The organism is Enterobacter chengduensis (genome assembly GCF_001984825.2).
In the GTDB taxonomy this organism is placed as follows: domain Bacteria; phylum Pseudomonadota; class Gammaproteobacteria; order Enterobacterales; family Enterobacteriaceae; genus Enterobacter; species Enterobacter chengduensis.
Genome location: NZ_CP043318.1, coordinates 4,369,192 through 4,381,882, shown reverse-complemented (window position 1 = coordinate 4,381,882; position 12,691 = coordinate 4,369,192). Strand labels below are relative to the sequence as shown.

The window sequence follows — 12,691 nt, the reverse complement described above, 5'->3', positions numbered from 1 at the left end:
GAAACAGGTGGAACACCCGTATTTTACAAGGGCTAAACCTGTTTCACCTTCTGAAATAGTGAGGTGGAACAGGTGGAACGCCAGCCGATCCGCTGTTCCACCTTGTTACCTGCGATGTTTCACCTGTGATGTGCATATAAATGTTTTACAAAACAATGCTGTAACACCTGTTCCACCTGTTTCACCGCATCCGGGACATAAAGCAGGCTGAAACAGAGGCATTTTTATCTGGCTGGCTGTCATGGCCGCGTCTGAATAACCGCAAACGCCCGTTGTGCCAGCCACCACACACTGAGCGCCGATAGTGCGCTTGTGTCAGTCACGACACAATTGACGTAACGAACCAACCCGGCAGGAGAAGTCATGAACAACACCGCAGAGAATAACAACCTTTCCACTTTTCCGGCTGTAACGCAGCAGGCAATGGAAACCCTGAACACAGCCAGAAGCGCATGGCTTGAAGCACGTCGTCGGCAGAAAGCGTCAGCGGATAATATTGCAACTATCCGCCAGCGCCGGGCTGAAATGGAAGCCACGACGAACGCACTGAATGAGGAGTGGCGCACGCTGTTTCGTGAAAGTCAGGGCGTTGTCTCAAAGGAAATGAAAAAGCTGCGCACGGAAATTGCGCTGGGACGCGAAACGCTTGAGGATTTTGATGAACTGCTGGCAGCTCAGGAAAGCGAAAATGCCTTATTACCGCAGGAAGCCGGGAAATTAGCCGGGCAGTATATCAGCGCACATAACACCCTTGTGGAAATTCGCGCAAAGCAAATCTGGGAAGACTTCATGCAGGCGCATGGTAAGGCATTAATCCAGACACTGAGCCTGCTCAAAACCACAATGGGGCGGGAAGCCAGTGCCGTTGTGGGGGTGGTGAATTCAGTTAATGACCCGGACACACTGCTGAAAGACTTTATTCATAAAAATATCACCAAACCGGCTCTCACTAACGATGCGATGCCGGACCAGGACCCTGTGTTTAAACTGGCGGGCGTAGCCCCGGATTATGCGGCCCGTTTGGATTTCAGTAAGCAACTATCCCCTGCTGCCCTGCATAAGATGAAGATACGTCAGGAACAGATGTTGCTGCAAAAAAACAATAGTGTATCGGAGGGTTTGTAATGGCGCTGAAATGTCCTGAATGCGGCACTATGGCCCATGCCAGAACCAGTTCTTATGAAGCACCTTCGGTTAAACGCTCATGGTATCAGTGCCAGAATCTTGAATGTTCCTGCACATTTACAGCGCTGGAAAGCGTTGACACGATAATTATGAAGCCGCATAAACCCGTGCCATCTGAACCTGAGTCGCAGGATGATTCTCCCGCACGTAAGCCGCAGACGCTGGGCCGCTACGGTTCGGCCTGTACCCTTAAAGACCGTCATGCACAATAAAATGGAGAGGAACCATAATATGACAGAACAACAATTGACGGAAAACCAGATTCAGGCCGCAACCGGACACGTAGTAACACTCCTCGCCAGAGCAAAAAAACCACTTCAGGATGCGGATTGGCTCATGCGGTTGCCTGCAGATGAAATCACCCGCCAGACAGAAACACTGACAAAAGGTCTTGCCTCCGGCTGGCAGTCCCGGATTATTGACCTTTACCAAAAAATGCAGGCCTGGGTGGAAGCCAGACAGGCCGAAGATGCAGCTATTGAGAACCTCAGGGCTCTGCGTCAGCATCAGATCGAAACTGAACAGGCGAGCAAAGACAATCGGGTCCAGTTCAGGGAATTGCTTAGCCAGAACGGCGGTATCGTGACTCCAGAGATGAAAGCTCTTCGGGCTGAGTATCTGGAACAACAGGAAACAGCCGCCGAGCTGGCCGGTCTGATCACTGAAAAAGAAGAGCAGTTGCCGGTACTGGCTGACGCGACCGGTCGTAAGGCAAACGCCTACGTAAACTGCCATCATGGCATCACGGAAGAGCGTATAGATGAGCTTCTGCGTGACTTTTTTATTTTCAACGGTGCTGAATTGAGCAGCCTGCTCAGGATGAAGTACAGACAATTTGAACGGGATAGCTCAGCACATATACCGGGCATTATTGAAGGTACAAATGATGCAGATACACTGTATCGTGAATTCATCCTTAATCTGATGCTGAAGTGGACGAGTGAAATATTGCCGCTGAGATTCCGCGACGACGTGATGAGCCTGACCGGTTCAGCGCCGGTATCAGGCTCACATGAGGACAGAAAAAAAAGAAAATTGTTTTAACCTGAACAGAACAGCTCAGTTAAACCCGGCCAGTGCCGGGTTTTTGATGTCTGTAGCCAGAGTGCATGTCTATACTGCATGAAATCGCATGACTTTATGCACTTGCATTTTTGCCTCCCAGGCCAGATAACGCGCGGTTAAGAGCCTATCATGCAACTGCATGAAAACCACTCCATAAAGCGGGCAGGCGTGGCGGGGCTACGAGCGCGCGCTTACAGCTAAAAATGCTATGAAAAGGGTATGATACTGGACATGTATACAGTGTTGTTCTATCATCTATTAACCTTTAGGGCTTTTGGCGTTGTTTGGTTAAAATAGGTTCAATGTAATTTTTTAAGCCAAACAGGGACGTCATATGCCTTACCAGTTGGTGGTGCTTAGCCCAGTTGCTAACGATCTGGAGCAGTTAGGAACCAAAGAAAAGTTTTGGTTTTATTACTCTCATGACACTGTAAATTTACAGTTGTTCAAGTACTCTAGGCCCGGAACAGGTGAGCATTGGTCTGAAAAATGCGCTGCAGAGCTCTGCCATCTTTTGAACATTCCTCATGCAAGCTATGATTTAGCTAAGTGCAATGATAGATTCGGTGTGGTTTGCCAGAACCTCATCCCAGTTGGTTTTCGAATGGTCATGGGGAATGAGGTCTTACACAGCTCAACGGCAGATTATCCTCAACCTCTACAGCCTGGGGAAAAGCCTGTAAGGGTTCGAGAGCATACTGTAACAAGGGTTTTAGGTTGCCTTGATAAAGAGTCAATCCAACCCCCCCCAAGTTCCTATATGCTTGATGGATTGAATGCAGCTGATGTGTTCTGTGGATATTTGATGCTTGATGCCTTAATCAGCAACCAAGACCGCCATCATGAAAATTGGGCGATTATGCTTAATAATGAAACTGGTGAGCAGTTTTTATGTCCAACGTATGATCATGCTGCCAGTTTGGGAAGGGAGATGTTAGATGATGAACGTGATGAAAGACTTACGACCAAAGATAAAAATCGTCAAATCCCATGCTTTGTAAATAAAGCTCGTTCAGAGCTTTTCAAAGCAAAAACCGATAAAAAACCCTTGTTTACAGTTGAAGCATTTCAGCATGCTGTTGAGGGTAGACTTACAGCTCGCGACCATTGGTTGGGTAAGCTGAGCGATTTAACAGAAGATTCCATTACGGATGTGTTTAACCAGGTGCCGTCATCGTGTATCTCCGATAGCGCACGCAAATTTGCAACACTCATGGTATTGGAAAATCGTAGAAGGCTATTAGAATGACTAACACAAACTCCGTTTATGTCGCATGGCAGGCACCAGATACCCGAGACTGGCATGTCGTCGGCAATTTGCAAGAGCGCAACTCGGGGTATGTCTTCAAGTACACCAAAGGTGCTCTTAAGTCCTCCAAATTTACCAAATTCAGCGGCATGAATGATGTCCGTGAAACATACGTGTCGGAGGAGTTGTTCCCTCTCTTTAAAAACAGGCTTTTATCACCAAGACGCCCGGAGTTTCCGCGTTTCATTAAGTGGCTTGGTTTTGAAGATGATAGCGTGACACCGATTGACATCTTGGCTCGATCTGGCGGATTGCGAAGCACTGATCAACTGCAGATCTTCAAAAAAATTGAAGTCGATTCAAACGGTAAGTTTGAGCATTTCTTCTTTTTGCATGGATTAAGCTATTTGAACTCTATGGCTAATGATCGAGTGTCAGAGCTTAAACCAGGCCAGACTTTGCGGCTTTGTTTGGATCTTCAAAATGAATACGACGGTGATGCTGTTGTTGTTCGCGCTGATAAGCCAGCTGAAATTGTCGGCTATTGTCCAAGATATCTGAGTAACGACATCAAGAAAATGCTGTTGAACGATTCGAAATCGGTCAGATTATCAGTTGAACAAATCAGTGACGATGCTCCACATAATTATCGTTTGCTATGCAAGTTATCTGGAACACTAAACCCAGACTGTAAATCCTCGTTGATTCTTCAGGATGAGTTCGAAGATATTGAATAGTAAAAAAAGCCACCTTCTCGGTGGCTTTTTTTTATTCAGCTTTAATGTCAAGATCATATGGCTCAAAACGCATCACTTCTTCACCAAGCCAATCATTCAGTTCTTGTAGACGTTTTTGGAGAGGCCTCAATTCATTGCGTACGAAAACGCGCGCCGCTTTCTCAACATCACCAAATCCGCCGGTATTCGTTGGAATAATCCCCATCAGCTGCGGCGGCACGCGGTGAGCTGCCAGCATGTCATCACGGCTCACATTCTTGATGTTAAGAAACTCATCTTTCGCTGCGACTTCTGACAACGGGATGATCTGAATGCCGTCTTTCTTGCCGTTCGGGCTGTACATAAACAGGTTGCGAAAGTTGCCTGGCCCTTTCGATTTTTTCAGCGCTTCGCGTATGTTGTCCACGTCTTTCTGATCGGCGGCGGGGTCGCTCATGTACATGATAAAGCCAGCATGGCTACCGTTTAGGTAATACTTACGGCGAAACAGCGTGGCCGATTCATTCAGCAGGGCGGAGGGAATGGCGGAGAGGTATTCCGGCATCCCGTAAAGCTCCTGGTTAACGTCGGGTTCCATCAGGTGAAACACGCCTCCCTCATCGAACTGATAGGGCTGCGAGTTGTAGCCATACTGTGCAAACCAGTAGGTGTCCGGGTCAATGCCACGACGGGTGTATTTTGCCAGCGCTGGCTCCAGTGTGAGGACACCGCCTGTCGGTTAGTACGCTTTTCCAGATAGGCATTACCAAACACCAGATAATCCTGAACGAAACGGGCAAAGGACTGCTGGCTGAGCAGGCGGTGCGGGATGTAGGTACTGCTGAGAATGTCACGCTTAACGGCAATTGGTGAACTGTGATGCACGGCAGCGCGGTAGGTGCGTGCCAGCCCTGCAAAACTCACCGGCGGCTCATACCAGCGATCCATTTGCACGCATTCCACATAGTCCAGCAGTTCGCGCCGGTCCAGTACCGGGATGGGATCGCCAAAGGTGAAGCATTCTGCAGAGGACTGCGGCTCTGTCGCTGCAGTGACCTCAGGGATGGAAATTTTGTCCGGGTTATCAATATTTTTCTCGCTGTGAACAATTCTTGAGAGATTAGGTGTGTCATGAACAGCACAACGATATTTGCTTGACGGCCTGATTACTGCGGGCGGGCATTGTGTCAAATTCGATACAATAAAGGGATTTATGAATGAAAATACGTCATATCACGTGGGACGATGGTATACACGGTTAAACCCGGTTATAGCGCTGGATGATGAGCAATTTAAAGCCATTCCGGTATACAGAAAGTGAAAAAAATACTTTAGTGGATATACCCCTGACTTCCAGAGCTGGCGCTGGTTTGCGAGTAGCATTGTATAATGCGTGGGGTGTGATAACTTTTTTGATCATTTTTCAGTCGACAGATGTTAATCAAAGAATTCGTGACTTTTTATTTAGAGATTATCTTTACATTTTTAAAGATGAGAGTGAATTCATGCAGGTTTTTTGCTGTTTAAATAATCAGTGATAATCGAAAAAAGTAGCCTATAAGTAGCCTTAATAAAACAAAAAGGACTTGTGATTTCTCGCAAGTCCTTGTTTTATCTGGTGGCCCCTGTTGGGTTTGAACCAACGACCAAGCGATTATGAGTCGCCTGCTCTAACCACTGAGCTAAGGGGCCGTGGCGGTGAATTATAAAGTAACTCCCCTCAGCAATCCAGCCATTCACACCTGCCTGCTGTTTTTATAAACAACGCATAATCAATCCTTTATACTTACCCAACGATGTATCGAGCGGGAGTAAAGATGATCAACGATATTCTGGCCCCTGGCCTGCGGGTGGTGTTCTGCGGAATTAACCCGGGCAAGTCCTCGGCGCACACCGGTTTTCACTTCGCCCATCCGGGCAACCGCTTCTGGAAGGTGATTTACCAGGCCGGGTTTACCGACAGGTTACTCAAGCCCGAAGAGGAGCAGCACCTGCTGGACACGCGCTGCGGAATTACCATGCTGGTCGAGCGGCCGACGGTACAGGCGAGTGAGGTTAACCTGCATGAGCTGCGCAGCGGCGGACGCGAACTTATTAAGAAGATTGAGGATTATCAGCCCGACGCGCTGGCCATCCTCGGCAAGCAGGCCTACGAGCAGGCGTTTAGCCAGCGTGGAACGCAGTGGGGCAAGCAGAGCATCATGATAGGCGTGACGCAGGTGTGGGTGCTGCCGAATCCGAGCGGGCTGAACAGGGCCTCGTTGGATAAGCTGGTAGAGGCGTATCGGGAGCTGGATGAGGCGCTGATGGTGCGGGGGCTTTAGGGGCTTCTGCGGCTTGTTGCCCTCACCCTGACCCTCTCCCACGGGGAGAGGGAATACACAAAAAAAAGCTCCCGATTGGGAGCTTTTTGCTGTTTACCTGGATTAATCGTCCAGGAAGCTACGCAGCACTTCAGAGCGGCTTGGGTGACGCAGCTTACGCAGCGCCTTCGCTTCGATCTGACGGATACGTTCGCGGGTAACGTCGAACTGTTTACCCACTTCTTCCAGCGTGTGGTCGGTGTTCATGTCGATACCGAAACGCATACGCAGGACTTTCGCTTCACGGGCGGTCAGGCCAGCCAGAACGTCGTGCGTTGCGGCACGCAGGCTCTCGGTGGTGGCAGAGTCCAGCGGCAGCTCGAGGGTGGTATCCTCGATGAAATCACCCAGATGCGAATCTTCATCGTCACCGATCGGTGTTTCCATGGAGATTGGCTCTTTGGCGATCTTCAGCACCTTACGGATCTTGTCTTCCGGCATCAGCATGCGCTCGGCCAGCTCTTCCGGCGTCGGCTCGCGGCCCATCTCCTGCAGCATCTGGCGGGAAATACGGTTGAGCTTGTTGATGGTCTCAATCATATGCACCGGAATACGGATGGTGCGCGCCTGATCCGCGATAGAGCGGGTAATAGCCTGACGGATCCACCAGGTTGCGTAGGTGGAGAACTTGTAACCACGACGGTATTCAAACTTATCTACCGCTTTCATCAGACCGATGTTGCCTTCCTGAATCAGATCCAGGAACTGCAGACCGCGGTTGGTGTATTTCTTGGCGATAGAGATAACCAGACGCAAGTTCGCTTCAACCATCTCTTTCTTCGCACGGCGGGCTTTCGCTTCACCGATAGACATACGACGGTTGATGTCTTTGACCTGCTCGATGGTCAGGCCGGTCTCTTCTTCAATCTGCTGCAGCTTCTGCAGGCCGCGATGGACATCGTCCTTCACGTCGTGCAGTTTTTCAGACCACGGCTTGTTCATCGCGATAGCCGCGTTGAACCAGGTTTCGCTGGTCTCGTTGCCGGTGAAGAGGGTGATGAAGTTCTTCTTCGGCATTTTGCACTGCTCAACGCACAGCTTCATGATGATGCGTTCCTGGGTGCGCACGCGATCCATCATCACGCGCATGCTGTTCACCAGGTAGTCGAACTGTTTTGGCACCAGGCGGAACTGTTTGAACACTTCAGACAGCTTCAGGATCTCTTCCTGAGCGGCAGCGTGGCTGCGGCCTTTCGCTTTGATGGTGTCACGCGTCACTTCGTACTGGGTACGCAGCTCGGCAAACTTCTCGCGCGCCAGCTCCGGGTCGATGCTGTTGTCATCATCCGCGGTGTCGTCGTCGCTCTCTTCCTCATCTTCGTCTTCGTCGTCATCCATCTCTTCCTGAGACAGTTCAGAACCGACGTGAGTGGCGGTAGGCGCCATATCTTCTTCAGCGTTCGGGTCGACAAAACCGGTGATCAGGTCAGACAGGCGCGCTTCTTCCGCTTCAACGCGATCGTACTGCTCCAGCAGGTAGGTAATCGCTTCCGGGTACTCGGCAACGGAGCACTGAACCTGGTTGATCCCGTCTTCGATGCGTTTTGCGATGTCAATTTCGCCTTCGCGGGTCAACAGCTCAACGGTACCCATTTCGCGCATGTACATGCGGACCGGGTCAGTGGTACGCCCGATTTCAGATTCCACGCTGGACAGTACCTGTGCAGCAGCTTCTTCCGCATCTTCGTCAGTGTTGTTGGAGGTTTCAGCCAGCAACAGATCATCGGCATCCGGTGCTTCTTCCATCACCTGAATGCCCATGTCATTGATCATTTGGATGATGTCTTCGATTTGATCTGAATCGACGATATCTTCCGGCAGATGGTCATTGACCTCGGCATAGGTCAGATAGCCTTGCTCCTTACCACGTTGGACAAGAAGTTTCAGCTGTGACTGCGGGTTTTGCTCCATAAGACGGTATCCACACTTAATTCGTTTGATTGGTGTCGGCGATGGGGCTGCCAACCTTTAAAGCGAGGGCGTACTTATATTTTTGCCGCTGCCTCTCAGTGCGGCTGCCGGGGGCTTCCCGATCGATATTCGGCACTTAAGCCGTTAAAAACTTTGTCTTTGACTTATTTCTTCGCCAGTTCCTGGTTAATCATCCAGAGCTCCCGGCGTTCTTCGCTGCTTAAACCGTGTGTGCGCTCGCGAGCTATCAACTCTTCCTGGCGCAGCTCAAGCATCGAATCAAACATATGGTTGAGTGAGTCGGTGAACGTTTTTTCTGCAATGTCCTTATCAGCTATATCGTCCCACATCGACAATTTTTCAAGGGTAGCGGCCTCTTTTGTGCCGCGATAATGCTCTAAAAGTTGTCCGGTGGTCAGACCTGGCTGTGACAAACAGGTGTTGACCAGCTCTGAAAATAAGCCAAGCCCGGGCAATTTTTCGTGGTCCAACCCCGCCAGCGACGGCACCTGCGGCGCAAGCTCGGGGTTTTGTACCAGCAACCCTATCAGTATACGCATGGTTGTGCGTTTTAGCTGAGGCGCGGGGCGAACCGTGCCGTTTTCAGCCTGTTTTGGCATTAAACGTTCAAGCTGGCTGTCATCCAGAATGCCGAGCTTGTTGCCTAACTCCTGACGCAGATAGATGCGCAGCGTTTCGCCGGGCACCTGGCTGATTAACGGCAGCGCCAGCGTGCTGAGCTGCGCGCGCCCGTCAGGGGTACTCAAATCGACCTGCGGCATCAGGCTGTTAAACAAAAACGTGGAGAGCGGCTGAGCTTGCTCCATCCGCGCTTCAAACGCCGCTTTGCCCTCTTTACGCACCAGCGTATCCGGATCTTCACCGTCGGGCAGAAACATAAAGCGTAGCTGACGCCCGTCGGTCATATACGGCAGCGCGGTTTCCAGCGCTCGCCAGGCGGCGTCGCGGCCTGCGCGGTCACCGTCGTAACAGCAGATGACGTTGTTGGTCACCCTGAACAGCAGCTGAATATGATCGGCGGTGGTGGACGTCCCTAACGACGCAACCGCGTAGTTGATGTCGTACTGCGCCAGCGCCACGACGTCCATATAGCCTTCGACGACCAGAAGACGCGGAGGTTCCGCATTATTCTGCTGCGCCTCATAAAGACCGTAAAGCTGGCGGCCCTTATGGAAAATATCGGTTTCCGGGGAGTTGAGGTACTTCGGCAGGGCATCACCCAGCACGCGACCACCAAAACCAATGACCCGGCCACGCTTGTCGCGGATCGGGAACATCACCCGTTCGCGGAAGCGGTCGTAGCTTCGTCCCTGGTCGTTGGTGACCAGCATGCCTGCATCGATGAGAGACTTACGATCTTCGCTATTGCCGCCAAAACGCTTTAACACGTTGTCCCAGCCGGGCGGGGCGTAACCAATAGCGAAACGCGCAATGACATCGTCGCTCAGTCCGCGCTTGTTCAGATACTGACGCGCAGGTTCAGCCGCAGAGTGCTTAAGAGACTGTTGGTAAAACGAATTCAGGCCATCCATCAGTTGATACAGCGTTTGCCGCTGATGGCGCTCGATCTGACTTGGCCCACTGCCTGCTTCATACGGCACTTCAAGGTTATGCATCGCCGCCAGCTCTTCGACGGTTTCAACGAACTCGAGCTTGTCGTAGTTCATTAAAAAATCAACGGCATTACCGTGTGCGCCACAGCCGAAGCAATGGTAAAACTGCTTTTCACCGTTTACGGTGAAGGAGGGGGTTTTTTCGTTATGGAACGGACAGCACGCATGGTAGTTCTTGCCCTGTTTTTTCAGCTTTACCCGCGCGTCGATGAGATCGACGATGTCGGTTCTGGCAAGCAGGTCATTGATGAAAACGCGTGGGATTCTTCCGGCCATATGCCCCAAAATGTTAAGCGACTTATAAACGAAAACAAGCCGCGCATTCCTTCCGGAAGCACGGCCTTACGACTATTACTCTGTCTGTCAATTGAGGGCTGAGGCCCTCAACCAATTAGTACAGACGAGTACGGCGTGCGTTTTCGCGAGCCAGTTTCTTCGCGTGACGTTTCACAGCGGAAGCTTTAGCGCGCTTACGTTCGGTCGTTGGTTTTTCATAAAACTCACGACGACGAACTTCAGCCAGAACACCTGCTTTCTCGCATGAACGTTTGAAGCGACGCAGTGCTACGTCGAACGGCTCGTTTTCACGTACTTTAATTACCGGCATGTAACTCTCACCTTTAATAAATTCGGTTTGCCGCTGGCATCAACGCCAGCTTATTTCAAAATGGTGCGGAATTTTACTGCAAATGCTGCTGCTTTGTAAAGCACCGATGCGATTTTGAAAGGGACTTTAATAAGGGTGAGGAGTATACACGAGCCTTCTTCCTGGGGCGAACAAAGTTTTACATCAACCCGCCCAGGCTCTACACTGCGCGGTATTGAAACGAGGTAAAACAAGTCATGCGTGTACTGGGTATTGAAACATCCTGCGATGAAACCGGCATCGCCATTTACGACGACGAAAAAGGACTTCTGGCCAACCAGCTGTATAGTCAGGTGAAATTGCACGCTGACTACGGCGGCGTCGTGCCGGAACTGGCCTCTCGTGACCACGTGCGTAAAACGGTTCCCCTGATTCAGGCGGCGCTGAAAGAAGCCGGATTAACGGCAAAAGAGATTGATGCAGTGGCGTATACCGCAGGCCCGGGTCTGGTCGGTGCGCTGCTGGTTGGCGCGACGGTTGGCCGTTCGCTGGCGTTCGCGTGGGATGTGCCGGCCATTCCGGTTCACCATATGGAAGGGCATCTTCTGGCACCGATGCTGGAAGAGAATCCGCCTGAATTCCCGTTTGTGGCGCTGCTGGTCTCCGGCGGCCATACGCAGCTGATTAGCGTAACGGGCATTGGCCAGTACGCGCTGCTGGGCGAGTCGATCGACGACGCCGCCGGTGAAGCGTTCGACAAAACCGCCAAGCTGCTGGGGCTGGATTATCCCGGCGGCCCGATGCTGTCGAAAATGGCGGCGCAGGGAACGGAAGGGCGCTTTGTCTTCCCGCGTCCGATGACCGACCGTCCGGGGCTGGACTTCAGCTTCTCCGGGTTGAAAACCTTCGCAGCCAACACGATCCGCAATAACGACGACAGCGATCAGACCCGCGCCGATATCGCCCGCGCGTTTGAAGATGCGGTGGTGGATACGCTGATGATCAAGTGCAAGCGCGCGCTGGATCAGACCGGCTTTAAGCGTCTGGTGATGGCGGGCGGCGTGAGCGCTAACCGCACGCTGCGCGCGAAGCTCGCCGAGATGATGCAAAAGCGTCGCGGGGAGGTGTTCTATGCCCGTCCGGAGTTCTGTACCGATAACGGGGCGATGATCGCCTACGCGGGTATGGTGCGCCTGAACGCGGGCGCAACGTCCGACCTGAGCGTGTCCGTGCGTCCGCGCTGGCCGCTGGCAGAACTGCCGGAGGCGTGAGTTTTTTGCCCGGTGGCGCTGCGCTTACCGGGCCTACAAAAACCGTAGGCCGGGTCAGGCGAAGCCGCCACCGGGCAATAAGCCGCACTACACCCGCAGCATCCCTTTATCTTCCAGAAACGCAATAATCGTTGCTAAACCGTCCCCCGCCTTCAGGTTGGTAAAGGTCCACGGACGCTCGCCGCGCATGCGGTTGGTATCGCGCTCCATCACCTCCAGCGACGCACCCACGTACGGCGCGAGATCGGTTTTGTTGATCACCAGAAAATCGGATTTTGTGATCCCCGGCCCGCCCTTGCGCGGAATTTTTTCCCCTTCGGCCACGTCGATCACGTAGATGGTCAGATCCGCCAGCTCCGGGCTGAACGTCGCGCTCAGGTTATCGCCGCCGCTTTCCACGAAGATCAGATCCAGATTGCCGAACTTCTCGCTGAGCGCTTCCACCGCCGCCAGGTTCATCGAGGCGTCTTCGCGGATGGCGGTGTGCGGGCAGCCGCCCGTCTCCACGCCGACGATGCGCTCCGGCGCCAGCGCGCCCGCCTCGGTCAGGATGCGCTGATCCTCTTTGGTGTAGATATCGTTGGTCACCACCGCCAGATGGTACGTGTCGCGCATCGCCTTGCAGAGCGCTTCCAGCAGCGCGGTCTTGCCCGACCCTACCGGGCCACCCACGCCCACGCGCAGGGGATGTTTGTAATCAGCCATGTTGAC

The 12,691-nt window shown here is 52.1% G+C and carries 11 protein-coding genes, 1 tRNA gene and 1 pseudogene; 7 read left to right on the top strand and 6 right to left on the bottom strand.

Annotated features, from left to right (window positions below):
* Positions 1 to 363: 363 nt before the first annotated feature.
* The 5 genes from FY206_RS21190 to FY206_RS21170 all read left to right on the top strand — a co-directional run bounded on the left by FY206_RS21190 (position 364) and on the right by FY206_RS21170 (position 4,236).
* Positions 364 to 1,125 (top strand): phage polarity suppression protein, encoded by a 762-nt coding sequence (locus tag FY206_RS21190; protein ID WP_149067769.1) that lies wholly within the window; start codon positions 364 to 366, stop codon positions 1,123 to 1,125.
* Positions 1,125 to 1,397, top strand: a complete 273-nt coding sequence (locus FY206_RS21185) for an ogr/Delta-like zinc finger family protein (RefSeq protein ID WP_048958009.1) — start codon at positions 1,125 to 1,127, stop codon at positions 1,395 to 1,397. Before FY206_RS21190 ends, FY206_RS21185 begins: the two co-directional genes overlap by 1 nt.
* Positions 1,398 to 1,416: 19 nt before the next feature.
* Positions 1,417 to 2,229 carry a hypothetical protein gene (locus FY206_RS21180; protein ID WP_149067768.1) on the top strand — a complete coding sequence of 271 codons (813 nt, stop codon included), beginning with the start codon at positions 1,417 to 1,419 and terminating at the stop codon, positions 2,227 to 2,229.
* 355 nt (positions 2,230 to 2,584) lie between these two features.
* Positions 2,585 to 3,499 (top strand): HipA domain-containing protein, encoded by a 915-nt coding sequence (locus tag FY206_RS21175; protein ID WP_077064484.1) that lies wholly within the window; start codon positions 2,585 to 2,587, stop codon positions 3,497 to 3,499.
* Positions 3,496 to 4,236 (top strand): HIRAN domain-containing protein, encoded by a 741-nt coding sequence (locus FY206_RS21170; RefSeq protein ID WP_077064483.1) that lies wholly within the window; start codon positions 3,496 to 3,498, stop codon positions 4,234 to 4,236. Before FY206_RS21175 ends, FY206_RS21170 begins: the two co-directional genes overlap by 4 nt.
* Before the next feature lie 31 nt (positions 4,237 to 4,267).
* On the opposite strand, the pseudogene FY206_RS21165 reads toward FY206_RS21170, so the two are convergent.
* Positions 4,268 to 5,286, bottom strand: a pseudogene (locus FY206_RS21165) (phage portal protein).
* 545 nt (positions 5,287 to 5,831) lie between these two features.
* A tRNA-Ile gene (locus FY206_RS21160) sits at positions 5,832 to 5,907 on the bottom strand.
* Between the two features lie 125 nt (positions 5,908 to 6,032).
* Here FY206_RS21160 and mug point away from each other — a divergent pair.
* Positions 6,033 to 6,539: a G/U mismatch-specific DNA glycosylase gene (gene mug, locus FY206_RS21155; protein ID WP_032642140.1), complete on the top strand. Its 507-nt coding sequence runs from the start codon at positions 6,033 to 6,035 to the stop codon at positions 6,537 to 6,539.
* A gap of 102 nt (positions 6,540 to 6,641) precedes the next feature.
* On the opposite strand, the gene rpoD is transcribed toward mug, so the two are convergent.
* From rpoD to rpsU, 3 genes are all read right to left on the bottom strand, one after another.
* A complete protein-coding gene (gene rpoD / locus FY206_RS21150) occupies positions 6,642 to 8,489 on the bottom strand; it encodes an RNA polymerase sigma factor RpoD (RefSeq protein WP_032642138.1) in 1,848 nt (615 codons plus the stop codon).
* Positions 8,490 to 8,653: 164 nt separating this feature from the next.
* Positions 8,654 to 10,399, bottom strand: coding sequence for a DNA primase (gene dnaG / locus FY206_RS21145; RefSeq protein ID WP_032642136.1), 1,746 nt, complete (start codon positions 10,397 to 10,399; stop codon positions 8,654 to 8,656).
* Positions 10,400 to 10,514: 115 nt separating this feature from the next.
* Positions 10,515 to 10,730 (bottom strand): 30S ribosomal protein S21, encoded by a 216-nt coding sequence (gene rpsU / locus FY206_RS21140; RefSeq protein WP_001144069.1) that lies wholly within the window; start codon positions 10,728 to 10,730, stop codon positions 10,515 to 10,517.
* Positions 10,731 to 10,966: 236 nt separating this feature from the next.
* Here rpsU and tsaD point away from each other — a divergent pair, with 236 nt between their 5' ends.
* Positions 10,967 to 11,980 carry a tRNA (adenosine(37)-N6)-threonylcarbamoyltransferase complex transferase subunit TsaD gene (gene tsaD, locus FY206_RS21135; protein WP_032642134.1) on the top strand — a complete coding sequence of 338 codons (1,014 nt, stop codon included), beginning with the start codon at positions 10,967 to 10,969 and terminating at the stop codon, positions 11,978 to 11,980.
* A gap of 87 nt (positions 11,981 to 12,067) precedes the next feature.
* Here the strand turns inward: tsaD and ureG are convergent, their stop codons facing one another.
* The gene (gene ureG / locus FY206_RS21130) at positions 12,068 to 12,685 is read right to left on the bottom strand and encodes an urease accessory protein UreG (RefSeq protein WP_032642132.1); all 618 of its coding nucleotides are present in this window, start codon (positions 12,683 to 12,685) and stop codon (positions 12,068 to 12,070) included.
* Positions 12,686 to 12,691: the final 6 nt, after the last annotated feature.